Below are 25,470 nucleotides of genomic sequence, written 5' to 3'. Positions count from 1 at the left end.
GGATTATATGAAAAAGAAATTATTATCAGTTGTCATAGGCGTTATATCAATTTTAATGGTGGTTTCAGGCTGCGGAAAGTCGGATACTGCGGCCGGCCGAAGTGCTGCCGCCGGGCAGACCCTGTCAAAGGCCAATCCGGTTACCCTGAAAGTACTGGCCGACCAGGTACCCCATTCCGAACTGCTGAACTTTGTGAAACCCAAGCTTGCCGAACAGGGAGTGAATCTTGAAATCACAATTTTACAGAATGACCACGGCAATGAAGATACCGATAATGGAGAATTTGATGTTAATTATTTCCAGCATCAGCCCTACCTTGATTCGTTAAAAAAAGAAAAGGGTTATGATCTGGCAAATGCAGGAAATATACATGTTGAGCCAATTGGTCTCTACTCTGTAAAATATAAAACAAAGGAAGAAATTCCGGAGGGTGCCGTAATAGGTATACCAAACGATGTGACAAATGAGTACAGGGCACTGAAAATACTTGAAACAAACGGTTTCATCAAATTAAAGAGCGATTTGCCGGAGCATTCGGCCACGGTAAAGGACATAGCAGAGTACACAAAGAAAATCGAAATCAAGGAAATTGATTCGGCTCAACTGATAAGATTGAAGGATGATTTCGACGGCTACATAACCAATACCAATAAAATACTTGAAGCCGGCATTGATGCAAACTCTGCCCTATTCAGAGAGGGCAAGGATTCTCCCTATGCAAATATACTTGTTACCAAAAGCAGCAGAGTCAATGAGCCTGCTATAGAAGCATTAAAAAATGCATTAACAACAGAAGAGGTCCGCAAGTTCATAGAGGAAAAATATAAGGGCGCAGTAATACCGGCGTTTTAGGAAGGCATAGGTAGTTAAATGGGTCAAAGAGTTGCGGTGGCAAGCAGTGACGGTGTAAATATCGACCTTCACTTTGCAAGGGCATTCAGTTTTTATATATATGATATAAATGAGGATGGTTTTGAATATATTGAGAACAGAAGGCAGGGGGCTGCCAATAAGCATGATGAAGATGTATTTGCAGGAACTTTAAGGCTTATTGAAGATTGCCGGTCAATAATAGTAGGCCGGATAGGTATGGGAGCACTGTCTTTTGTCAACAAAAGAGGTTTCAGAGTTTTTGAAGCACCATATCCTGTTTCTGAAGTTTTGCAAAGATTTGTTGAAAAAAATATTTTGAGGGAGGGCTAAAACATATGGAAAGTGAAATGTTAACTGAATCACACATGCAAAGCAATTTTAACACTTTGTTAATACACGGGGGAATAGACGGGGATGAAAGGACGGGCGCAGTAAGTGTGCCCATTTATCAGACCTCCACCTACAGGCAGATTGAACTGGGACAGCATAAGGGATATGAATATTCGAGAACGGGTAATCCCACAAGGGAAGCACTTGAAGCACTTATCAACCAGCTTGAGGGAGGAGAAGCCGGCTTTGCCTTTGCCTCGGGAATGGCAGCAATTACAGCTGTGCTGCTTTTGCTGAAAAGCGGTGATAGGGTTATCATTTCAAATAATGTATATGGGGGCACCTTCAGGGTTTTGGACAAGGTTTTTAAAAACTTCGGCCTGGAATATGAAATTGCCGATACTTCAAACATTGACGAGGTGGAGAGCAAAGTGGTTCCGGGAGTTGCAGCAGTGATCGTGGAAAGTCCGGCAAATCCTTTGCTGACAATAACCGATATCGGGAAGGTAGCCGGGATTGCCCGAAAAAACGGGGCGCTCACCATTGTTGACAATACCTTTATGACTCCGTATCTGCAAAGGCCCCTGGAGTTTGGAGCAGATATTGTAATCCACAGTGCGACCAAATATCTGGGAGGGCACAGTGATGTAATTGCCGGTCTTGTGGTTGTCAAGGACAGTGAGACCGCTGCACGTCTTAAATTCCTTCAAAATGCAACCGGCGGAGTATTGCCGCCCTTTGATTCCTGGCTGCTGCTGAGAGGAATAAAAACACTGGCAGTGAGATTGGACAGACACATTGAAAATTCCAGGCATGTTGTGGATTTTCTTAAAAATCATGAAGGTGTAACAAAAGTATATTATCCGGGGCTTGAGGCTTCGGAAGGCTATGAAATACACAAAAAACAGGCATACGGCCCGGGAGCAATGATCTCTTTCGTTTTATCCGAAGACTATGATATAAAGCTGTTTTTTAAGAATGTCAGTCTGATTACTCTCGGAGAGAGCCTGGGAGGAGTTGAATCACTTGTAAGTCATCCCGCAAGCATGACCCATGCCTCCATCCCGTACGAAATCAGACAGAAGGTAGGGATTGTCGACAATTTGATTCGTCTGTCGGTTGGTATTGAAGATAAGGAAGCCATAATAAATGACCTCGGTAATGCTTTTAACAAGGCGAAACGAAAATAATAGGAGCATCTGTTATAACTATCAACTTGTTAAAGCATAAAAGGAGGTCCATATGAAATATTACAATGACATTCGCGAGCTTATTGGAAATACCCCTGTTCTAAGACTGAACAATATGGGAATAAAGGAATCGGTAAAAGTTTTTGCAAAGCTGGAACTGTTCAATCCCGGGGGAAGTGTAAAGGACAGGATGGGGACGGCATTGATCGAGGATGCCGAGAAAAATGGAATACTGAAGGAAGGCTCCACAATTCTTGAGGCCACTGCCGGAAATGCCGGTATAGGTATAGCTCTGGCTGCATTAAACAAAGGTTATAGAATCATATTTGCCGTTCCTGAGAAATTTTCTCAGGAAAAACTGACCATTATGAAGGCTCTTGGGGCTGAAATCGTACAGACCCCGCTTGAAAAGGGGATGAGCGGGGCTTTTGAAAAGGTTCAGGAACTGCTTGAGACCGTTGAAAACTCTGTGTGTCTGAGCCAGTTCACCAACCAGGCTAATCCCAGAATCCATTATTATACCACCGGCCCGGAAATATACAGGGATCTGGATGGAAAAATAGATTATATAGTATCAGGAGCAGGCAGTGGCGGAACTATTTCAGGTGTTTTGAAATATATAAAAGAGAGAAACGGCAATGTAAAAGGTGTGCTGGCCGATCCTGTGGGTTCCACCATGGGCGGAGGCCTGCCGGGGTGTTACAGTATAGAGGGGATAGGGAATACCTTTATGCCTGAAACCATGGACAATACATTGATAGATGAAGTAATAAAGGTCAATGATTCACAGGCTCTACAGGAGGTCAGGCAGGTGGCCCAAAAAGAGGGACTGCTGGTCGGAACCTCCTCCGGAGCAGCACTGTATGCAGCCAGAGTTATCTCCCAGCGGGTTGAGAATGCCAGCATAGTGGTGATTTTTCCCGACAGGGGTGACCGGTATATAAGCAAGAATATTTTTTAGATATAAATAGTCTCCGGCAAAAAAATGATTTTATTTTAATAGGAATTTATCAATAGGAATTTTAATGAGTTGTGCTGGTTTAACCGACTCTCAGCTTTGCAGTTAAAAGCGTTATGCTGATTATACCGGTACGCGAGTACAACTTCAAGCAATGAAGAGCACGGTAAAAGTGCTTACTGAAATTTGTAGGTGAAAAACAAGTATTTTAGCCGGCAAAGTGACAGGAGGTCCCAGCTTGACTATCATGAAATTCATTCTAGTCAAGCGGAGCAGCACGCGAGGCCCGGATGGTCGAGTCGCTGCGACGGCAAGAAAATACTTGTTGTGAACCTTACTATTTCAAGTAAGCGCTTTGTGTGCCTTCATTGATTGAAGTTAGTGCGGAAGTACAAGTATAATTCGAAACAATTTTTATGCAAAGTTGATCAACAAACCAGACAACGCTTTAAATTAATAAAAAAATAAATGTCGACTGGAAAGCCAGAGACTGTATTTATTTACAGTCTCTATTTTTTATAAAAAATGAAAGAGGTGTATGTATGGAAATTTCAGATTTGAGTTTTGATACCTTAAAGGTGAGAGCGGGCTATGATCCAAAGGAACATAATTATTCGGTAGCAGTTCCGGTATACCAGACAGCTTCCTTTGATCTGGGAGATACCGACAGGGCAGGAAGGCTGTTCAGCTTTTCAGAGTTCGGATATCTCTATACACGTGTAGGCAACCCTACTGTTGACGTCCTGGAAAAAAGGATTGCAGCGCTGGACGGCGCATCGGCGGCAATAGCCGTAGGGTCCGGCATGGCCGCAGTTACCTATTCACTGTTTAATGTAGCTGAGGGCGGAGGAAGAATACTGACTACGGCACAGGTATACGGGGGTACCTTCGACAGCTTCAAGAAGATCTATCCCAATTTCAACATTGAAATCGACCAGGTAAGTGATATTGACCATCTGGAGGAATGGCGCAGTAAAATAAAACCCGACACAAAAGCCCTGTTTGTTGAAACAATAAGCAACCCCAATGCGGCAATTGCAGATATTGAAGCCCTTGCCGCTATAGCACATGAAAATGATATTCCTCTAATTGTAGACAATACCTTTGCAACACCCTATCTGCTGAACCCCATTAAATATGGAGCGGATATAGTAGTTTATTCTGCCACAAAGGCACTTAACGGGCATGGCAATGCCATAGCCGGATTGATTCTGGAAAGCGGGAAATTCAACTGGGCCAACGGGAAGTTTCCTCAGTTTACCGCACCTGTTTACCTGTTTAGGGATTCAAACGGAAATGAAAGAAGCTTTCTGGAGGCTTTTGGCACGGCAGCCTTTACTACCAGAGTGAGAATAAATTACCTGGCCTATTTTGGAGCAGCCCTTGGGCCTTTTGATGCATATCTGGCCCTGTTGGGACTCGAAACACTGTCGGAAAGGGTACAGAAGCAGGTTTCAAATGCTGAAAAGATAATCAGATTTCTTGAGACAAGGGAAGAAGTAGCGTGGATAAACCACCCTGCTGCAAAAGGCAGCAAATATAAGAGTCTGGCAAAAAAGTACCTTCCAAAGGGGGCAGGATCAATATTCACATTTGGCCTGAAGGCTTCCGAGGAACAGATAAAAACCTTTATAGATTCTGCGACGATTTTCAGTTATCACGCTAATGTGGGGGATGCGAGATCACTGATAATTAATTCACCTAAAACCACTCATGGAGAACTGACACCCGAGGAGCAAAGATTTGCAAAAATTCCTCCCGAAACCATCAGACTGTCCATCGGAATTGAGGACCCGAATGATTTGATAAGAGATCTGGAAAATGCGTTCGGTAATGCCTTTTCAAACAAATCCGAGGATGTTGCCTGATCTGATTTTTGCTTTAGTGAAATAATTCAATAAACTATTGACAGACTTTTAACCACATGTTACTATTTCAATAACTTATTAAACATATAAGAATGATATGAATAATTTGACGCTGTATTGTTAGGTTATTATTTTTTTAGATCATAACATATTAATACTATATGAATACTAATATAAGGTAATAAGCTATGTTTAAACAGTATGGCAGAAAATAACGGTCTTAAAATGTGAAAGTTATTGCTTAATCATGCCTAAATAGAAAAGGAGAGAACAGTTATGGCAAAAAGAAAGTTGACAAGGGTTGCATTGGTGATTTTAAGTCTGATATTATCTACATCGGTTTTGGCCGGCTGCGGAGACAGCTCAAATACTGCATCAGCATCATCGGCATCCGGTAACGCGGCATCTGTAAGCAGTGCCGACAGCAGTAAATCGGTCACACTATTAAATGTTTCCTACGACCCCACCCGTGAATTATACCAGGCATACAATGAAGCGTTCGTTAAATACTGGAAGGATAAAACGGGACAGGATGTCACAGTCCAGCAGTCTCACGGAGGATCAGGGAGTCAGGCCAGAACGGTTATTGACGGAAATGAAGCGGATGTGGTCACACTGGCGCTGGCATATGACATTGATTCCATCAATACCAACAAAGAACTGATAAACAAGGAATGGCAAAAGCGTCTGCCAAACAATTCAACACCTTACACTTCAACCATAGTATTCCTTGTCAGAAAAGGAAACCCAAAAAATATAAAAGACTGGGATGACCTAGTCAAGCCGGGAATCCAGGTAATAACTCCCAACCCAAAAACCTCGGGTGGGGCACGCTGGAACTATCTTGCAGCCTGGGGATATTCCCTGAAACAGAACAATAATGACCAGGAGAAGGCAAAGGAGTTTGTAAAAGCTCTCTTTGCAAATGTTCCGGTACTGGATTCAGGCGCACGCGGTGCCACTACCACCTTTGTTGAACGCGGACTTGGCGATGTTCTGATTGCCTGGGAAAACGAAGCATTTCTCTCAATAAATGAGCTTGGAAAAGACAAATTTGAAATAGTTGTTCCATCTGTAAGCATACTTGCCGAGCCGCCGGTTTCTGTAGTTGATTCGGTAGTTGATAAAAAGGGAACCAGAAAGGTTGCCGAAGCATATCTGGAATACCTATACAGCGATGAGGGACAGGAAATCGCTGCAAAAAACTATTACAGACCGAGAAATGAAACCATAGCAAAGAAGTATGAAAATCAGTTCCCTCAGATAAATTTATTTACCATCGACGAAGAGTTTGGAGGCTGGACAAAGGCACAGAAAGAGCACTTCGATGATGGTGGAGTATTTGATCAGATTTACGTTAAAAAATAAAAATCAGAGGTGAATTCATGAATCTGGCAGTTAAACCGTTGAAATTTCGGCAGCAAAGCGTAATACCCGGATTCGGGCTGACCATGGGAGTGACACTTTTTTACATAACCCTGCTGGTAATGATTCCTGTTTCCATGGTATTTATCAACAGCTCCAGCCTTGGACTGAGAAGCTTCTGGGAAATAGCCACCAGCGAAAGAGTACTTGCATCACTGAAGATATCCTTTGGTACTTCATTTCTGGCAGCACTTGTAAATGCCGTTTTCGGTCTTTTACTGGCCTGGGTACTGGAAAGATACACTTTCCCCGGCAAAAAGATTATAGATGGTCTGATAGATTTACCCTTTGCCCTGCCCACGGCTGTTGCAGGCATATCTCTGACAACCCTGTATTCTCCCAACGGGTGGATAGGCAGACTCTTTGAACCGCTGGGTATAAAAATCTCCTATACACCACTGGGAATAACCATTGCTTTGGTATTCATAAGCTTTCCCTTTGTAGTCAGAACAGTCCAGCCGGTTTTGCACGGCATTGATACCGAAGTTGAGGAGGCTGCGGCCTGTCTTGGTGCAAGCAGATTCCAGGCCTTTCGGAAAATAATTATTCCGGAGCTGCTGCCGGCGTTGATTACGGGTTTTGCACTTTCCTTTGCCAGAGCTCTGGGTGAGTATGGTTCGGTAGTCTTTATCTCGGGGAATATGCCAATGAGAACCGAAATAACTCCTCTGCTGATCAGAACAAAGCTTGAACAGTATGATTATGCCGGAGGAACAGCTGTTGCTGCCATTATGCTCATTATCTCCTTTCTGATGCTTCTGGTTATAAATCTGTTTCAATTGTGGGCAAGTAACAGGCACAAGACTTGATAAATTTGTTTGAAGGACTCAGGCTGCTAATTATTTATTTTTTAATATGGAGGTCCTATGTCAGGTAGTATTCCTATAAATTTACAAACTTCAAATAAACCCGGGCAGGAGAAAAAAGCTTCGGGGGATTCAAAGGCTGTTCGAATAGTGCTGACAGCAATTGCATTACTATTCTTCACCGTCATGCTGCTGATACCTCTCATATCGGTTTTTGTAAAAGCCTTTGAACAGGGGGCGGGGGTTTACTTTGCCGCTATAAGTGATCCTATTGCTCTGGCAGCTATAAAACTCACCTTGCTCACAATTGCAATTGTTGTACCGGTAAATACAGTATTCGGATTGGTAGCGGCATGGGCTGTTGCAAAGTTTAAGTTCAAGGGCAAAAATCTGCTGGTAACCATAATAGATTTGCCCTTTGCCATATCACCGGTGGTTGCGGGTTTGATATTCGTACTGCTGTTCAGTACCAGCCACGGTATTCTGGCAGGCCTTCTGAATGAACTTGGCTTAAAGATAATTTTTGCACCACCCGGAATCATTCTTGCAACATTATTTGTCACACTGCCTTTTGTTGCAAGAGAGCTGATACCCCTCATGGAATCCCAGGGAACAGCGGAGGAAGAGGCTGCACTGACACTGGGAGCCAGCGGCTTTAAGACCTTTTGGCTCATAACTCTGCCAAACATCAAGTGGGCGCTGCTATACGGCGTAATGCTGACCGCTGCAAGAGCTGCAGGCGAATTCGGAGCTGTTTCGGTTGTATCCGGACATATCAGAGGCCTGACCAATACAGTACCACTTCATGTTGAGATCCTGTATAACGAGTATAAATTTTCGGCTGCTTTTGCCGTAGCATCACTTTTGACTGTTATAGCCATTATCAATTTGATTATTAAGAATATTTCGGACTGGAAAATCAAACAGCAGTTTAAATAAGCCATAACATGGCTTGGGAGGTTAGCTTGAAAGACTTCACTTGCGTTTGTCTTCCAAACTAACCTGTGAATTTATGGCCGTGCGAAATATTCAAAGTATTTTAGCAATACTTTGAAAGCGCACATGGCCAATTAACCTCCTTTATTCGCCACATTGCGATAAAGGATATAGGTTTTCAGTACATTTTGTGGCCGCAATGCGGCTCATGGAGGTTAATATGAGTATTGAAATTTCCAATATTACAAAGTCTTTTGATTCCTTTAAAGCGCTCAGTAATATTGATCTGAAAATCAACACCGGTGAACTTGTAGCTCTACTAGGACCGTCTGGTTCGGGGAAAACAACACTGCTCAGAATCATTGCCGGTCTGGAAACCTCGGATCAGGGCAGCATCATATTTGACGGTGAGGATAATACCGGTAAAAGTACCCAGGACAGAAAAGTGGGTTTTGTATTTCAGCATTATGCGCTATTCAAACACATGACGGTTTTTGAAAATATTGCCTTCGGTTTGAAGGTCAGGCCCTCCAAACTGAGGCCGGGCAAGGAAGCCATTGAAAAGAAGGTGCATGAACTGCTGGCCCTTGTAAAAATGGAAGAACTGGCAAAACGTTACCCTGCTCAGCTTTCAGGAGGACAGAGACAGAGGATTGCACTTGCAAGGGCTTTGGCTGTCGAACCCAAAGTCCTGCTGCTGGACGAACCCTTCGGAGCCCTTGATGCAAAAGTGAGAAAGGATCTCAGAAGGTGGCTCAGAAAGCTGCATGATGAATATCCCATCACAAGTGTTTTTGTTACACATGATCAGGAGGAAGCACTTGATGTGGCCGACAGGATCGTCATTCTGAATCAGGGAAAAATTGAGCAGATAGGGACTCCAGAGGAAGTATACGACAACCCTGCCAATCCTTTTGTCTATAATTTCCTTGGTAACGTCAACCTGTTTCACGGCAGGGTGCACAACGGAAAGATCGAACTGGGCTCCTTAAAGCTTGATGCACCGGAGCATACCGAAACCGCCGACAGAAATGTTGTGAGCTACATACGTCCCCATGATATGGAAATAAGCCTGGAAGCCGGAGAAAACGGGTTTATTGCTGCAAATATCATCTTTATAAGGGCTGTTGGACCAATCGTAAATCTTGAGATGAAAAGAATTGATACAGGTGAATATATAGAGGCTGAAATCAGCAAGGAAATCTATAAAAAGCTGATGTTGAGGGAAAAGCAGACAGTCTACGTCAAGCCCAAGGATTTCAGAGTATTTATACCCGAGGACTATATTATCTGAAATATTTTTTTGTATACTTTTGACTAAATTGGTAAGAAGTTGGTGGGAATTATGAACAGGAGCAATATTTTCAGCGGATTAACTTTGGAATCCAAAAAAATCTTAAGTTTGATTTTGCATGACCAGGCTTTAACAAAAAGTGTCCTGTCCGAACTTTCGGGTTTAAAGCTGACCAGTCTCAGCAGAATGATGCAGCCTCTGGAGGAGTTAAAGCTGATTGCCGGTTCGGAAATCGGAGAATCCACCGGAGGCAGGAAGCCTGTTCTATATGACATAGACTCCAGGAAGTACTATCTTATCGGCATTGACATATCAAGAACCTATACACAGGTTGTATTGACCAACCTGAAGATGCAGCCGGTAAAAAAGTATAGATTTGAAATGAACGGCAATTCCACTCCCAAGTTGACGCTAAGTATTATTTTGAGCTGGATCAGGGAGGTCCAGGAAAAAATCATCAGGCAAAACGGCAGTATTATCGGGATGGGCATCGGAACTGTAGGCCCGTTGGACAGAAACAGCGGTGTTGTATTAAATCCTGAAAATTTTGAGGCTCCGGGCTGGGAGAATATTCACCTCAAATCCATATTTGAAAAACGGCTTGAGATTCCGGTGGTAATTGACAATGGCGCCAATGCTGCGGTGCTGGCCGAGACCTGTTTTGGAATAGGCAAGGGCATTAAAAACGTCATATATATCAATTGCGGGGTGGGCATCAGAACGGGCTTGATATCCTCTGGAGTTTTTGTCAGGAATATAAATGACTCCGAAGATGCATTTGCACATATGATAATCGACCTTAACGGCGAGAAATGTTCCTGCGGCAACAGGGGGTGCATTGAAACGTACTCCTCAATTTATTCCATTGCCGAAAGATTCAGGGAATGTAAAAAAAGTGCTGCCCAGGAGCTGCAGGATAAATATTCATATATAGATATCTGCAAAGCAGCTGAAAGCAATGACAGTTCAGCCCGGCAGGTCATTATCGAAGGGGCTGAAATAATGGGGGTCGGACTGGCAAATCTGATTAAACTGCTCAATCCCGGTATAGTTATTTTAAGCGGTCCCCTGATAAAACACTCCGGGCTTTTCTATGAAAAATGCACCGAAACCGCGTTGGATAAAATCAGGACTCACGGAGCAGGAAAGCTGTTTTTCAGCAATGGGGGCTATTTCAATGAAAATGCAATTTCTGTGGGAGCTGCAGCCCTTGTACTGGAAAACCTGCTGGAAAACAAGAAGTTAATATAATCAGTTAATATAAATTTGTTAATAGAAAGCGGAAGGGGTTATAAACATGGAACAATTGGAGCTTAAAGCACTGAACGGCAGATATGCCAAACCTGAAGAGGTCATCAGTTACGCAGTAGAAAACCTTGGTGTTTCAAAAATAGCATTGGCATCAAGTCTTTCCATAGAAGATCAGGTACTGACACATATGCTTTTGCAGGTTGACCCCGGTGCGAGGATATTTGTAATCGATACCGGCAGACACTTTCAAAAGACCTATGATCTCATGGAACAGACCATGCTCAGGTACAAGTTCAATTATGAAGTTTATGCTCCTGAAAGCAAGGATATTGAGGAATTGGTATCCAGACTGGGACCAAATTTCTTTTATGAAAGTGTGGAACTGAGAAAAAAATGCTGTGATATAAGAAAGGTAAAACCTCTGAAGAGAGTTCTGAGCACCGTTGACGGATGGATCTGCGGTTTGAGGAGAGAACAGTCGCCCACCCGGCAGGATATGGAAATCTTTGAATGGGATGAGGGTAATTCCATATACAAGATCAATCCCATAGTGCACTGGAGTGAAGAGGAGGTTTGGGCATACATAAAAGCAAATAACATTCCTTACAGCCATCTGTACAGCACAGGTTTCCGCAGCATAGGGTGCCAGCCCTGTACAAGAGCGGTGCAGCCGGGTCAGGATGTACGCAGCGGCCGGTGGTGGTGGGAGGATCCCGACAAGAAGGAATGCGGTCTGCATTTGGGCGGTCATGCTCCGGCCTGACAGGCGGCTGTGCGGCTCAAAGCCATAAATATAAAATTGCGGAGGTTAAGCTATGAATCATTTGGATAAATTGGAAGCACAGAGTGTTCACATACTCAGAGAAGCTTACAGGGAATTTAAAAACATCTGTATGCTGTGGTCTATAGGCAAGGACAGTACGGTTCTATTGTGGCTGGCAAGGAAGGCATTTTTCGGACATGTGCCCATACCTCTGGTGCACATTGATACCCATTATAAAATCCCTGAAATGATTGAATACAGGGATGATCTGGCTTTAAAGTGGAAGCTGACCATGGTTTACGGTGAAAATTCCGAAGCCCTGGCACAAAAGAAAACCTTCCCCGACGGGAAAGTGGACAGGATAGCCTGCTGCCAGTCACTTAAATCCGAAGCCTTGAAAAACACCCTGTCGGGTGAGTGGAACAGGTACATAATGGATCATAAGACAGGTAAATATGTGCCTGACAGTAACAGGGAGAAGTATACCGGTGTCATTGTAGGAGTGAGAGCCGATGAAGAAGGCAGCCGCTCCAAGGAAAGATATTTTTCTCCAAGGGACAGGGAAAATGACTGGGATGTAGGAGATCAGCCGCCTGAATTCTGGAATCAATTTAAAACCGACTTTGCTCCCGGAACACATATAAGAATTCATCCGCTGCTGGATTGGACCGAATTGAACATATGGGAATACATTGAACGTGAAAACATACCCATAACCTCCCTTTATTTTGACCAGGGGGATGGAAAACGATACAGGTCTCTGGGCTGCTATCCATGCACAACACCGGTTGAATCCACATCAAAGAATGTGGGTGAAATCATAGAGGAATTAAAAAGCGGCAAGTTTGCAAACATAGCCGAAAGATCAGGACGCGCCCAGGACAAGGACGACGGGGGAGGACTTGAGACACTTCGCAGAGGGGGTTACATGTAAATGGACAACAGAGAACAGATGAACATAGTAATCGTAGGACATGTGGATCACGGTAAAAGTACCGTAATAGGAAGGCTTCTTGCCGATACCGGTTCACTGCCCGAAGGAAAGCTGGAATCGGTCAAGGAATACTGCAAAAAGAACTCGAGACCCTTTGAATATGCCTTCCTGCTGGATGCTCTCAAGGACGAACAGGCACAGGGCATCACCATTGATACCGCACGGTGTTTCTTTAAAACCGGAAAGAGGGATTACATCATTATCGATGCACCCGGGCACATTGAATTCCTCAAAAACATGGTAACCGGTGCATCAAGAGCCGAAGCGGCACTCCTGGTCATTGATGCAAAGGAAGGTATAAGGGAGAATTCCAAGCGTCATGGGCATATTGTTTCAATGCTTGGCATAAAGCAGGTTGTTGTGCTTGTAAACAAGATGGATCTGGTGGACTTTGACAATAACATATTCAATTCGATAAAGTCGGAATTTACCGAGTTTCTTGATAAAATAAACATCAAGCCCATTAACTTTATACCAATAAGTGCCTTTAACGGAGACAATGTTGCAGGAAAGTCTGCAAACACTCTGTGGTATGAGGGTCCCACCGTTCTGGAGCAGCTTGACGGCTTTGCGAACAAAAAGGAGAACCGGCAGCTTCCCTTCCGTATGCCGGTACAGGACATTTACAAGTTTACCGAGGAGAATGACGACAGGAGAATCGTTGCAGGTACCGTGCTGAGCGGAACTGTAAAAACCGGTGACGAGGTTGTATTTCTGCCGTCCAAAAAGAGAAGTGTCATAAACAGTGTTGAAGGCTTTAATACCGCTCCTGCCCATACTGCATATGCCGACCAGGCCGTGGGCTTTACACTGAAAACACAGATATACATAAAGCCGGGAGAGCTGATGGTCAAGGCTGGTGAAACGCAGCCTGTTCTAAGTTCACGCTTCAGAGTCAATATATTCTGGGTCGGACATGTGCCTTTGATAAAAAACAAGAATTATAAATTGAAGATAGGCACAATGAGAATAGCCGTAAAGCTGGTTGAAATCTTAAATATTATTGATGCTGCGGAACTTAACATCGATACCTTCAAGGATCAGGTTGAAAGACATGATGTTGCCGAATGTATTCTGGAAACAGCCAAGCCGATTGCTTTTGATGCAATCTCGGATATAGAGCTGACCGGGAGATTTGTTATAGTAGACAATTATGAAATTTCAGGAGGCGGAATAATTCTTGAGGGCGTACCCGACAGTGACAACAGTCTTGTTGAACATATCAGGGACAGGGAATATCTCTGGGAAAAGGGTCTTATTCCGGCTGCCGACAGAGAAGAGATATATGGACACAAGTCCAAGTTTATTGTTATAACCTCGGGAAGTGAAGAAAACGAAAAAGCAATCCGGGACATTGGAAAGAATCTGGAGGACAGACTCTTCAAAAGAAACTATAAGGCTTATTATCTGGGAGTATCCAGTTTGCTGAACGGACTTGCGGCAGATAGTTCCACCGATTTTCAGGCAAGGGACAGCCAGATCAGGCAGATAGGCGAACTGGCAAGAATATTCACAGATGCCGGACAGATTTTTATCACCTCGGTATTCGACCTGGATGATTATGAAGCTGAAAAACTTAAATTATTGAACCAGCCTAATGAAATAATAATAGTCAATGTAGGCCAATCGCCCTTCAACAGCTTCAAGCCCGACAGCAATATAAGCACCGGCAGGTCACTTGACAGCACTGTGGATTCCATATGTGATTTGTTAAAACAACAGGAAATCATACTGGACTATTATATATAAAAAGTATGTTTAAATTAATTAAGAGGGGGTATTTTATGAAAATTAAAGTGAACGGAAAAGAAGTAGTGCTTGAAAAGGAATTAACTGTAAAAGGACTGCTTGGCTTTCAGAATGTAGAAATGCAGGACTATGTGACGGTGCAGATCAACGACGAATTTGTAAGCAGAGATGATTTTGAAACATTGCCGGTAAAGGACGGAGATGTTGTTGAATTCCTTTACTTCATGGGGGGAGGAGCCGCGGAATTATGAGTTTTTCCAATGACCAGCTTGAAAGGTATTCAAGACATATCATACTTAAAGAAGTAGGAGTTAAGGGGCAGAAGAAGCTGCTCCAGTCGAAGGTGCTCATTGTGGGTACCGGAGGCCTCGGCGCACCGGCAGCAATGTTTCTGGCTGCGGCAGGTGTGGGCACCATCGGACTTGTGGACTTCGATGCCGTTGAGCTCTCCAATCTTCAAAGACAGATAATACATCTGACAAAGGATGTGGGAAAGCCGAAAGTAATTTCGGGCAGGGAAACAATAAACGAAATGAATCCGGATGTGGAGGTGGCTGCCTACAAGGAATGGGTGAGCTCTTCCAACATCAAGGATATCATTAATGACAGGGACTATGATTTTATTATTGACGGAACCGACAATTTTCCTGCCAAATTTTTAATAAATGATGCCTGCGTACTCACTCAAAAACCCTTTTCTCATGCGGGTATCATAAGATTTCAAGGTCAGACCATGACATATGTTCCCGGGCAGGGACCCTGCTACAGATGTGTGTTCCAGAATCCTCCGCCTGCAAATGCCGTGCCGACCTGCAAGGAGGCCGGTGTTCTGGGGGTAATGGGAGGAATAATCGGAACCATACAGGCAACAGAAGCAATCAAATATATTCTTGGGGTTGGCGAACTGCTCACCGGCAGGCTGTTAACCTATGATTCGCTTAAAATGGAATTCCGAAAAATAAACCTGCCTTATAATAAAAAATGCCAGGTTTGCGGAGAAAATCCCTCCATAAAGACTTTAATTGATTACGAGCAGGCAGTCTGCGATTTAAAGCATACTTAACTCTGTTGTCCGGTTATTCCAATAGGCTGTTAAAAATATGGTGTTATAAGAATAGAAAAATTTATTTACAGTAAAAAGTAAATTTTATCGATGTTAAGGGTAAGGAAATTATGCTACTATAAAGTACAAACAGGTTTCCGGTTTCCTGATATGGAAGGTGGGTGCTATAATTGATTGTAATTACTCAAAAGCAATATAAAGAAATATTGGATCACTCCATGCAGGCTGTTCCTGATGAGGCATGCGGGCTGCTGGGCGGTATAATAGAAAATGATATTAAATATGTCAAAAAAGTATACCTGCTTACCAACACAGATCACAGCCCCGAGCATTTTTCCATGGATCCGAAAGAACAGTTTGCCGCCGTTAAGGATATGAGAAGCAACGGATGGTTCATGCTGGGAAACTTTCACAGTCATCCGGCTTCACCCTCAAGGCCTTCGGAAGAAGACAAAAGACTTGCTTTTGATCCTGAAGCCAGCTATTTTATAATATCTTTAATGGATGACAGGAATATTGTTTTAAAAAGCTTCAACATCAGCAAGAGTGAAGTCGGTGAAGAAAAACTAATCATAGAAGGTGAATAGCGTGAAAAATGCGAAGTTTACATTTCGTGCATTCATCGTACGCTTCGCATAACAAATAAGCCCTTGGCTTATTTGCGCATTTGAGCAATCAAGAGGCTGGCATACGCTTGTTTCATTACTATTTGTATACGCGCTGGGAGCGTAAAGGGGAGATTATATGGCACAGGTGGATTATAAGGAATTAAAAAAAGGCGGTTTTATGCGCCAGAAGCAGAAGGACAATTTTTCATTAAGACTTGGGATTATCGGTGGTCAGATACAGGCAGACCAATTGCTGAAGGTCCATGAGATAGCAAAAAAATACGGCCGCGGTTATGTACATATGACTTCCAGGCAAAGTATGGAAATACCGTTTATAAAGCTGGAAGATGTGGAGAAGGTCAAGGCTGAACTGGCCGAAGCAAATCTCCAGCCGGGAGTCTGCGGACCACGGGTAAGGACCATTACTGCCTGTCAGGGCAGTGAAATATGTCCCAACGGTATTATTGACTCCACAAAACTGGCATACGAGTTTGACAGGCGTTATCACGGCAGGGAACTTCCTCATAAGTTCAAATTCGGAATTACCGCCTGCTGCAATAACTGTCTTAAAGCCGAGGAAAACGATCTGGGTGTTAAGGGCGGAGAAAGAGTGGAATGGAAGGAAAATGCCTGTACTTTCTGCGGTTTGTGTGAGGCTGTATGCCGTGAAAAGGCAATAACCGTCGACAAGGCGGGGAAAAAGCTGGTTTTTAAGGAAGAAGCCTGCAGCTACTGCGGCAGATGTGTTAGAGCCTGTCCCACCGGGGCATGGGAAGGCCGGAGCGGATTTATAATTTACTTCGGAGGTTTGTTCGGAAACAGGATAGCAATAGGGAAAAAGCTTCTGCCGATTGTTTTCACAACGGATGAACTTTTCAGAGTGGTGGATGCTACATTAAAGTTTTATGAAAAAAACGGCAAGTCCAGCGAGCGTTTCAGAAACACCGTGGACAGAGTAGGCTGGGAACTGCTTGAGAAGGAAGTTGCAAGCGTATTGTAATTAACCTCCTTTATTCGCCACATTGCGATAAAGGATATAGGTTTTCATTACATTTTGTGGCCGCAATGCGGCTCAAAGCCATAGCATGGCTTAGGAGGTTAAAATGTCAAATATAAAAGCTGATGATTTTGTTGATATAACTGATGTGGTTTGCCCAATCACCTTTGTAAAGGCAAAAGTTGCCCTGGAAGAATTGGAGGACGGTCAGATACTTGAAGTAAAAATGAATGAGGGCGAGCCTATTCAGAACGTGCCCAGAAGTTTTAAAGATGAGGGGCATAAGGTTCTGAACGTTATTAACAATGAAGATGGAACCTTTACCGTGTTTGTTGAAAAGGGCGGCTTAGGAGGTTAATGCAGGAGGTTTTTAAAAAATGAAATTTAATACTGCACTTTTACATGGTGAATTCGGGGCAGACAGTAAAACCGGAGCTACCACAGTTCCCATTTACCAGTCTTCAGCCTTTGAACAGGAAACTGCCGAAAAGCTGGAAAATATTTTTAAGGGGCGTGAACCAGGCTTCCTGTATACCAGAATCAGCAATCCGACCATTGAAGCTTTTGAAAAGAGGATAAATTTTCTGGAGGGCGGTGTGGGTTCGGCAGCATGCTCGTCGGGTATGGCGGCAGTTACTCTTGCACTGCTGAATATTGTAAGGAGCGGGGAAGAAATAGTCTCGGGAAGCGGAATTTTTGGAGGTACATATTCACTGTTCGGTTGTTTTGAGGATTTCGGCATTACTGCAAGATATGCAAAAGATAATTCTGCTGAAAGTTTTGAAGAAATCATTAATGACAGGACCAGAGCCATATATATTGAGACCATAGGAAATCCAAAGCTGGATGTATACGATATCAAGGAGCTTTCCCGGCTTGCCCACAGCCATGGAATACCGCTTGTTGTCGACAATACTGTCACTACTCCTTATCTGGTTAAGCCTTTTGAACTTGGAGCAGATATTGTCATTCATTCAACATCAAAATATATCAATGGCAGCGGAAACTCCATAGGGGGAATTATTGTGGACGGAGGAAAGTTCAAATGGGATTTTGAAAAATTTCCTTCACTTAATGCATATAAAAAATTCGGAGGGTTTGTGTACCTTGCAAAACTCAGAAAGACATTATTTAAGGACTTCGGCGCATGTATGGCACCTTTTAATGCATACCTCTGCAGCCTTGGCCTGGAAACCATGGCCTTGAGAATGGACCGTCTCTGCAGCAGCGCATTGCAGCTGGCCAGGGCACTTCAGAGCCATCCCGGTGTAACCGCAGTGAATTATCCGGGACTGGAAGCTTCTCAGTATTTTGAAGTTGCGGGTAAACAGTTTGGAGATAAATTCGGTGCTATTCTGACAATAAGGGTAGGTTCAAAGGAAAATGCCTTCAAGCTCATCAATTCCTTAAAATATGCCTATAACCTGTCAAATATCGGTGATGTCAGAACACTTGTCATCCATCCGGCATCTACTATTTATGCAACCAATACCGTTGAGGAAATGGAGAAAATGGGTGTGTATGACGATCTTATCCGTATCAGTGTCGGTATAGAGGATTTTGAAGATATCAGGGAAGATTTTGAACAGGCTTTGGAGAAGATGTCAAAGCCATAAAATGGCTTGGGAGGTTAGCTTGAAAGACTTCGCTGGCACTTGTCTTCCAAACTAACCTGTGAACTTATGGCCGTGCGAAATATTCAAAGTATTTACCAATACTTTGAAAGCGCACATGGCCAATTAACCTCTTTTATCCGCCACATTGCGATAAAGGATATAAGTTTTCATTACATTTTGTGGCCACAAATGTGGCTCATGGAGGTTAATATGATTTACGATGTGATTATTGTGGGTAAGGGTCCGGCCGGGTTATCGGCAGCGCTGTACACTGTTCGTGCAAACCTTAAAACACTGGTGATAGGAAAAAACAGCAGTGAATTGCTAAAGGCCCATAAAATCGAGAATTATTTCGGGTTTACCGAAGCAATCAGCGGAAGTGAACTTCTAAAAGCGGGGGAACTTCAAGCCAAAAGGCTCGGTGCCGATATAGCGGAGGAAGAAGTTCTGGGAGTAAACCAAAATGAGGATTTTGTAGTCATAACCACAGAAAAAAGTTATACCGGAAAAACCGTTCTTCTTGCCACAGGACAGCCTCAGAAGAAACTGAACCTGGAAGGACTTAAGGAACTGGAAGGCATAGGGGTAAGCTACTGTACTACCTGTGACGGTTTCTTTTACAGAAATCTTAAGGTTGGTGTGCTTGGACACAAGGATTTTGCCGTTCATGAGGCCGAAGAACTTAAACCCTTCACTTCAAACATAACAATATACACAAACGGCAGAGAGCTTGAGTACAGCGGTGATTACAGCAGTTTGCATGAAAAGTTCAATATAGTGGATAAGACTATTCTGAAGCTGGAAGGCAAGGATTATCTTGAAAGAATTCATTTTTCAGACGGCACTGCTGAAAATCTTGACGGAATCTTTATTGCCAATGACAGTGCATCCAGTGCCGATTTTGCCAGAAAGCTTGGCATAATCACAGAGGGTGCATCCATAACGGTTGATAAGGATCAGAAAACAAATATAACAGGATTATTTGCCGCAGGTGACTGTACAGGAGGCTTCAAGCAGGTATCTACTGCCGTGGGGCAGGGAGCGATGGCCGCAAGAAAAATAATTGAACTTGTAAGAGAAAAAAATGCAAGAACAGAAGCAAAATAGATGTTAAATAATAAACTTTGCTTATTGACATATTAATGGCAAATTTAACGTGCTAATCATTGCTTGAAGTTGTACTCGCGTACCAGTATAATCAACATAATTCTGTTAATTGCAAAATTGGAAGTAACTTTAACCAATACAACGAGTTAATTTAAATATTTTGAATTTTAAAGGTAATTAGTTATAATAGTTATATTATAAGTTGAACAACAATTACAGCTGGACAAATTTAAAAAAATAAATATGCATCAGTGGGGGTATCAAGTCTCCACTGATTATATTATTCAGCCGTTAAATATTTTTTAGCTGGCAAGACCACAGATAAAATTTATTTGGTACATTGGGAACATGGAGATTAAATGAAAATATACGTTGTTGGAGTCAATTACAAAACGACACCGGTGGAAATACGGGAAAAATTCAGTATGGGGCCGGACGAATATGAAAAAATGCTTTCCGGAATAAAAAAGTCGGAGGGCATTTCGGAATGCGCTATTCTTTCAACCTGCAACCGGACTGAAATACATGTTTTTTCAGAAGCTTCCCGGTTGGATGTGGCAAATATTGAAAAGAACTTCTGCCTTCTGAAGGGACTTGACCTTCACAGAATGAAGAAGTACTTTTACATATATGAAGGAATCAATGCAATCAGGCATATTATGAAGGTCGCAGCAGGTATGGACTCAATGATACTTGGAGAAGACCAGATATTGGGGCAGTTCAGAAAAGCCTATGAAATATCAATGAAATACGGAACCTCCCGGGCAATTTTAAATACCCTGTCAAGGCTTGCTGTTACTTCCTCAAAAAAAATCAAAACCAGAGGAATAGAGATCAAAAAAGCTTCTTCAGTTGCAGGACAGGTGGGACAGCTGCTTGAAGCGCTGTATAAACAGGAGCTGAACGGTAAAAAAGTTCTCATCATAGGCTCCGGAGAAATAGGAAAAGCAGTGCGGGAAGTGTTGTTTGAAACAGGCTGCAGTAATATCCTCATGACAAAGAGGAGTGCGGCTGATACTGATGGGCGGGCACAAAACGATAATATCTTTATGACTGTGGATTATAATGACAGGTATTCGTATATTCATCAGTCGGATGTTATTATTGGCGCCACCTTAAGCCCTCATTATACAGTTACCCTGGATATGCTGGAGGAAACAATGAAAGATAAGGAAAAACCTTATTTATTCATAGACCTGGCGGTACCAAGGGACTTTGACCAGGCAATGGAACAACTGGATAACGTGAAACTGTATAACATAGATCAGCTTAAGAATGCAAATCCATCAGGTGCAGACAAGGAAAAGCCGTTTGATTTAGAATATATTAACGAGCAAATCAACTGCCATATCCGGGAGTTTATGAGATGGTACAATAAGAGAAATAATTTTGCGAAGGTATGAAAATATGTGTTTTCAAACGGGGGTAATTGATAATGGCCATGTTCCCGATGTATGTCGACCTTAAGGGAAAGCGGTGTTTAATAGTGGGCGGGGGCGCAATTGCATACAGAAAAGCCGAAATATTATTGAGGTTTGAAGCTGATATAATTATTATTGCTCCTGAAACATGCAGTTCATTAGTTGAATTGGAAAAGCAGGATAAATTAAAAATTATAAGAAGCACGTATACAAAAAATGATATTAATGAGGCCTACCTGGTTGTGGCTGCCACTTCGTCAATGGAAACAAATGAACGGGTATATGAAGATGCGGTAAATATGAATATACCTGTTAATGTTGTGGATGATCCTGAAAAATGTACGTTTATATTTCCGTCAATAGTTAAAAGAGGACCTTTAACTATTGGAATATCAACATCAGGGGTATATCCGGCACTTTCAAAAAAAATCAGAAAAATCACGGAGGAGATATTTCCCGAAGATTTTTCCGAAATTGTGGAGATGCTTGCCGGTTTTAGAAGCAGAGTCCGCAAAAGCTGCCTCACCCAGCCTGAAAAAGAGCACGAACTTCGGAATGTTCTTGAGGAGTTTTATTCAAAGGGAGAAATTACACCCCTGGCATTAAATGAGGTGCTGCAGCGGCACGAAGAAAAAATCAGGGCTTAGATGTAGCCCATTGCCGGGTTTTGGGCGGTAAATACTATTTGAAAAATAAATTATTTACAGGATAAACTATTTAATGGAGGCAGCTGGACTATGAATGGAACCATAAGGGTGGGCACCCGTGAAAGTGCACTTGCGATGGCTCAGAGCAGGTTGATTGTAAATCTGCTGGAAAGCAGGTTCTCCGGACTCAAGTTTGAACTTGTGGGAATGAAAACCAGGGGGGATGTCCTTCTGGATACAAGACTTGATTTGATAGGCGGAAAAGGCTTGTTTGTCAACGAAATAGAAAATGCGCTCATTGAAGACAAAATAGATATGGCAGTTCACAGTATGAAGGATATGCCTGCCGTCATGCCAGGCCAATTGACAATCGCGGCTGTTTCAGAGCGGGAAGATCCCCGTGATGTTTTAGTAACAACAAACGGCCAAAGTCTGAAGGAGCTGAGGAATGGAGCGGTAGTGGGGACAAGCAGTATCCGCCGTGAGGTACAGCTCCTTGCTTTAAGACCTGATCTCAATGTACGGCAGTTGAGGGGCAATGTTCTTACCAGGCTGGATAAGCTTGGGGCAGGTGAATACGATGCCATAGTTCTTGCGGCAGCGGGACTGAAAAGATTGGGGCTGCATGAAAAATGCGGCCGCTGTTTTTCTGTTGAAGAGATGATTCCCGCCATAGGACAGGGTATATTAGGTGTTCAGGTCAGGAAGGGCGGAAAAATGCAGGAGCTTGTAAATTCCGTAAACAGTCCGGACACATGGCTGGCCCTGGAGGCCGAAAGAAGCTTCATGGTCCGGCTTAACGGCGGCTGCAGTACACCTGTCGCGGCACATGCCGTCATCAGCGGCAATGAAATGAAAATAATGGGAATGCTGGCTGCAAATGACGGTAAGACTGTTTTACGGGCAGCGGTTGAAGGGGATAAGCGGCAGGCCCCCACCCTTGGAGAAAGGCTTGCCGACCTTATGGTGCAAAATCAAAGAAGTATGGGGGATTGCTGATTATGGCCGGAAAAGTATATATTATAGGGGCCGGGCCCGGGGATTACAAGCTTTTGACCTTAAAAGCCGCAGAGGCCATCAAGCAATCCGATGTCATTGTATATGACCGGCTTATTGACAGCAATGTGTTGGGGTTTGCCCAAGATGGGGCGGAATTTGTCTATGTGGGAAAACAGCCTCAGCATCACCAGGTGCCGCAGAAGGAGATAAATAAAATGCTTCTGAAATATGCAAATGAGGGCAGGACGGTAGCCCGGGTGAAGGGCGGTGACCCGTTTTTATTCGGACGGGGCGGAGAGGAATGTGAATACCTTCATAAAAACGGGATAGAATTTGAAGTTGTGCCCGGCATAACCTCCGCCATAGCTGTTCCTGCATATGCAGGAATACCTGTCACACACAGGGAGCATGCCTCATCACTTCATATCATCACCGGGCACCATTCGGCTGAAAATAAAATTTCGGGGGATGGTGAAGACAAGCCCCTATGTGATTTTGAAACACTTGCAAAGCAGGAAGGCACCCTGGTTTTTCTCATGGGTGTAAAAAATATCGGCGAAATTTGCAGCGGTCTTATGAAGTTTGGAAAAGAACCCCGGACACCTGTTGCTGTTGTTGAGAAGGGAACAAGGCCCGGGCAGAGAGTGGTTAACGGCACATTGGCCGATATTGCCGAAAAGTGTGTGCATTACAGGGTAAAATCACCTGCGGTTATAGTTGCAGGCAAGGTCGCGGAACTTGGTGAAAGCCTTGGGTGGTATGGAAGAGGAGTACTTTCGGGCAATAGGATAGTTGTTACCAGACCTGCCGAACAGTCGGATACTCTGGTTAAAGGGCTGGAAGCACATGGAGCCCATGTGACTGAATTTCCTGTTATCAAAATAACCGAAGTGCAGGAAAACGAGCGGTTTCATACGGCTTTGAACAGGCTTGACTCATACAGCTGGCTGATATTTACAAGTGCAAACGGTGTTGAGGTATTCTTCAGGCGGCTCAGCCAGCTGAAAACGGATATCCGCAGGCTTTATGGCATCAAGCTTGCAGTGGTGGGCTCAGCCACTGAAAAGGCACTTAATTCAAAGGGCCTGTATCCGGATTATATTCCTGAGAAATACACATCCAAAGAGTTATTATCGGGATTGCTTGAAAGAATAGACAGCAGGGATAAAATACTGCTGATTGATTCGGAGCTTTCAAGGCCTGAATTGACCCGGGGTTTTAAGGATAATAGTATAGATTATGACGAAATAGCTGTCTACACAGCGGAAACCAGTAATCTGGTAAGCAGGCTGGATTATTTAGTTCCCGAGCTGGAAAAGGCCGATATCATAACCTTTGCAAGCCCGTCGGCAGTGAAGGCCTTTGTGACCATACTGGGGAAGGAAAGAGTAAAGGAACTGCCTGCCCGGATTGTATGTATCGGACCGGTTACCGCCGGTGCCGCCGCAGAGGAAGGAATCACCGTAACCGCAGTGGCTGAACAGTATAATTCAGAAGGAATAATAAATAAAATAATCGAACTTTCCGAAAATAGAAGGTTAAATACTCAGCAATAGGCTTCCGGAGGTAAAAATGGATTTGATAAAAAGACCCAGGAGACTGAGAAACAGTCCCGGGCTGAGAAAACTTGTGAGAGAGACAAATATAAGTGTGGAAGATTTTATTTATCCCATGTTTGTTACAGAAGGTACGGGCATAGAGAGGGAAATATCCTCAATGCCCGGAATAAATCATTACTCGGTGGACCGGCTGCTCTTCCGGCTGGAAAAGGTGGAGAAGGCGGGGATTCCCGGTGTGCTCCTGTTTGGTGTACCCGATGAGAAGGATGAGGTCGGAACCGGTGCCTTCTGCAGTGACGGTATTGTTCAAAAGGCTCTCAGGCAGGCAAAACAGCGGTTCCCCGAACTTGTTCTGTCGGCTGACCTTTGCTTGTGTGAATACACCAGTCACGGGCATTGCGGGATTATAAAAGACAACAAGATAGATAATGACCTGACCCTGGAGGTTTTAGCAAAGGCAGCTGTCAGCCTGGCTGATGCAGGTGCCGATATAATTGCTCCGTCCGATATGATGGACGGCAGAGTGGCTGCCATAAGGAAAGATCTTGACGGCAGTTCTTTCACCGATAAGGCAATTATGGCCTACAGTGCCAAATATGCCTCTGCCTTTTACGGCCCTTTCAGGGATGCGGCCGGCTCTGCTCCGGCATTTGGAGACAGAAAAACCTACCAGATGGACTATCACGGCAGGAAGGAAGCCATGAAGGAAATAGAGCTGGATATAGATGAAGGTGCCGACATAATAATGGTAAAACCGGCCCTTGCATATCTGGATATTATTCATGAGGCAGCTTCCAGATATGACTATCCGCTGGCGGCCTATAATGTCAGCGGCGAATACTGCATGATCAAGGCGGCTGCTGAGAAAGGCTGGATTGATGAAAAAGGCGCGGCACTTGAGTTCCTGACGGCAATAAAAAGGGCCGGTGCAGATATAATTATCAGCTATTTTGCCATTGATGCGGCAGCCTGGCTGAAATAAAACATAGTAAGTCTATATTATAGGAGAATTGTC

At 43.6% G+C, this 25,470-nt stretch carries 25 protein-coding genes; all 25 read left to right on the top strand.

Translation table 11 applies throughout. From position 1 onward, the window contains the following. The first annotated feature begins 7 nt into the window (after positions 1 to 7). The 25 genes from T344_RS0105975 to hemB all read left to right on the top strand — a co-directional run bounded on the left by T344_RS0105975 (position 8) and on the right by hemB (position 25,437). Positions 8 to 853 (top strand): MetQ/NlpA family ABC transporter substrate-binding protein, encoded by an 846-nt coding sequence (locus tag T344_RS0105975; protein WP_027627943.1) that lies wholly within the window; start codon positions 8 to 10, stop codon positions 851 to 853. Between the two features lie 18 nt (positions 854 to 871). Continuing rightward, positions 872 to 1,204 (top strand): NifB/NifX family molybdenum-iron cluster-binding protein, encoded by a 333-nt coding sequence (locus T344_RS27690; RefSeq protein ID WP_051571617.1) that lies wholly within the window; start codon positions 872 to 874, stop codon positions 1,202 to 1,204. Positions 1,205 to 1,209: 5 nt separating this feature from the next. Beyond that, entirely contained in the window at positions 1,210 to 2,394 is a 1,185-nt protein-coding gene (locus T344_RS0105965) for a trans-sulfuration enzyme family protein (RefSeq protein ID WP_051571613.1), read from the top strand. A gap of 52 nt (positions 2,395 to 2,446) precedes the next feature. Continuing rightward, positions 2,447 to 3,355, top strand: coding sequence for a PLP-dependent cysteine synthase family protein (locus tag T344_RS0105960; RefSeq protein WP_027627941.1), 909 nt, complete (start codon positions 2,447 to 2,449; stop codon positions 3,353 to 3,355). A 539-nt stretch (positions 3,356 to 3,894) separates the two neighbouring features. Beyond that, entirely contained in the window at positions 3,895 to 5,220 is a 1,326-nt protein-coding gene (locus T344_RS0105955; RefSeq protein ID WP_027627940.1) for an O-acetylhomoserine aminocarboxypropyltransferase/cysteine synthase family protein, read from the top strand. Between the two features lie 276 nt (positions 5,221 to 5,496). Beyond that, entirely contained in the window at positions 5,497 to 6,588 is a 1,092-nt protein-coding gene (locus tag T344_RS0105950) for a sulfate ABC transporter substrate-binding protein (RefSeq protein ID WP_027627939.1), read from the top strand. Positions 6,589 to 6,605: 17 nt separating this feature from the next. Next, positions 6,606 to 7,454, top strand: coding sequence for a sulfate ABC transporter permease subunit CysT (cysT, locus tag T344_RS0105945; protein WP_027627938.1), 849 nt, complete (start codon positions 6,606 to 6,608; stop codon positions 7,452 to 7,454). A 57-nt stretch (positions 7,455 to 7,511) separates the two neighbouring features. Beyond that, positions 7,512 to 8,390 carry a sulfate ABC transporter permease subunit CysW gene (gene cysW, locus T344_RS0105940; RefSeq protein ID WP_027627937.1) on the top strand — a complete coding sequence of 293 codons (879 nt, stop codon included), beginning with the start codon at positions 7,512 to 7,514 and terminating at the stop codon, positions 8,388 to 8,390. Between the two features lie 217 nt (positions 8,391 to 8,607). After that, a complete protein-coding gene (locus T344_RS0105935; protein WP_027627936.1) occupies positions 8,608 to 9,681 on the top strand; it encodes a sulfate/molybdate ABC transporter ATP-binding protein in 1,074 nt (357 codons plus the stop codon). 51 nt (positions 9,682 to 9,732) lie between these two features. Further along, a complete protein-coding gene (locus T344_RS0105930) occupies positions 9,733 to 10,932 on the top strand; it encodes an ROK family protein (protein WP_027627935.1) in 1,200 nt (399 codons plus the stop codon). Between the two features lie 46 nt (positions 10,933 to 10,978). Beyond that, positions 10,979 to 11,695: a phosphoadenylyl-sulfate reductase gene (locus T344_RS0105925; RefSeq protein WP_027627934.1), complete on the top strand. Its 717-nt coding sequence runs from the start codon at positions 10,979 to 10,981 to the stop codon at positions 11,693 to 11,695. Between the two features lie 52 nt (positions 11,696 to 11,747). Next, positions 11,748 to 12,629: a sulfate adenylyltransferase subunit CysD gene (cysD, locus tag T344_RS0105920; protein WP_027627933.1), complete on the top strand. Its 882-nt coding sequence runs from the start codon at positions 11,748 to 11,750 to the stop codon at positions 12,627 to 12,629. Further along, on the top strand, positions 12,630 to 14,438 hold the full coding sequence (locus T344_RS0105915) for a GTP-binding protein (protein ID WP_027627932.1): 1,809 nt from the start codon (positions 12,630 to 12,632) through the stop codon (positions 14,436 to 14,438). It abuts the gene before it with no gap. Positions 14,439 to 14,473: 35 nt separating this feature from the next. Next, positions 14,474 to 14,689, top strand: a complete 216-nt coding sequence (gene thiS / locus T344_RS0105910; RefSeq protein ID WP_027627931.1) for a sulfur carrier protein ThiS — start codon at positions 14,474 to 14,476, stop codon at positions 14,687 to 14,689. Next, positions 14,686 to 15,501, top strand: a complete 816-nt coding sequence (locus T344_RS0105905; RefSeq protein ID WP_027627930.1) for a HesA/MoeB/ThiF family protein — start codon at positions 14,686 to 14,688, stop codon at positions 15,499 to 15,501. Before thiS ends, T344_RS0105905 begins: the two co-directional genes overlap by 4 nt. A gap of 170 nt (positions 15,502 to 15,671) precedes the next feature. Next, complete coding sequence (locus T344_RS0105900) at positions 15,672 to 16,088, top strand: M67 family metallopeptidase (RefSeq protein WP_004627149.1); 417 nt, start codon at positions 15,672 to 15,674, stop codon at positions 16,086 to 16,088. Positions 16,089 to 16,245: 157 nt separating this feature from the next. Then, the gene (locus tag T344_RS0105895; protein ID WP_027627929.1) at positions 16,246 to 17,109 is read left to right on the top strand and encodes a 4Fe-4S binding protein; all 864 of its coding nucleotides are present in this window, start codon (positions 16,246 to 16,248) and stop codon (positions 17,107 to 17,109) included. Positions 17,110 to 17,212: 103 nt separating this feature from the next. Then, positions 17,213 to 17,464, top strand: a complete 252-nt coding sequence (locus T344_RS0105890; protein ID WP_004627139.1) for a sulfurtransferase TusA family protein — start codon at positions 17,213 to 17,215, stop codon at positions 17,462 to 17,464. Between the two features lie 19 nt (positions 17,465 to 17,483). Then, positions 17,484 to 18,722, top strand: a complete 1,239-nt coding sequence (locus tag T344_RS0105885) for an O-acetylhomoserine aminocarboxypropyltransferase/cysteine synthase family protein (protein WP_027627928.1) — start codon at positions 17,484 to 17,486, stop codon at positions 18,720 to 18,722. 210 nt (positions 18,723 to 18,932) lie between these two features. Further along, complete coding sequence (locus tag T344_RS0105880) at positions 18,933 to 19,829, top strand: NAD(P)/FAD-dependent oxidoreductase (protein ID WP_207641824.1); 897 nt, start codon at positions 18,933 to 18,935, stop codon at positions 19,827 to 19,829. A 359-nt stretch (positions 19,830 to 20,188) separates the two neighbouring features. Further along, the gene (gene hemA, locus T344_RS0105875; protein ID WP_027627926.1) at positions 20,189 to 21,232 is read left to right on the top strand and encodes a glutamyl-tRNA reductase; all 1,044 of its coding nucleotides are present in this window, start codon (positions 20,189 to 20,191) and stop codon (positions 21,230 to 21,232) included. A 32-nt stretch (positions 21,233 to 21,264) separates the two neighbouring features. Then, positions 21,265 to 21,897, top strand: coding sequence for a precorrin-2 dehydrogenase/sirohydrochlorin ferrochelatase family protein (locus tag T344_RS27685; RefSeq protein WP_051571611.1), 633 nt, complete (start codon positions 21,265 to 21,267; stop codon positions 21,895 to 21,897). A gap of 90 nt (positions 21,898 to 21,987) precedes the next feature. After that, on the top strand, positions 21,988 to 22,896 hold the full coding sequence (hemC, locus tag T344_RS27680; protein ID WP_034860657.1) for a hydroxymethylbilane synthase: 909 nt from the start codon (positions 21,988 to 21,990) through the stop codon (positions 22,894 to 22,896). A gap of 2 nt (positions 22,897 to 22,898) precedes the next feature. After that, positions 22,899 to 24,452 (top strand): uroporphyrinogen-III C-methyltransferase, encoded by a 1,554-nt coding sequence (cobA, locus tag T344_RS0105860; RefSeq protein ID WP_027627925.1) that lies wholly within the window; start codon positions 22,899 to 22,901, stop codon positions 24,450 to 24,452. Between the two features lie 22 nt (positions 24,453 to 24,474). Further along, complete coding sequence (gene hemB, locus T344_RS0105855) at positions 24,475 to 25,437, top strand: porphobilinogen synthase (RefSeq protein ID WP_207641825.1); 963 nt, start codon at positions 24,475 to 24,477, stop codon at positions 25,435 to 25,437. The last annotated feature ends 33 nt before the right edge of the window (positions 25,438 to 25,470 follow it).

It is taken from the genome of Ruminiclostridium cellobioparum DSM 1351 = ATCC 15832 (genome assembly GCF_000621505.1).
GTDB classification, from domain to species: domain Bacteria; phylum Bacillota; class Clostridia; order Acetivibrionales; family DSM-1351; genus Ruminiclostridium; species Ruminiclostridium cellobioparum.
The sequence above is the reverse complement of the archived record's forward strand: the minus strand, read 5'-3'. Positions and strand labels throughout refer to the sequence as shown.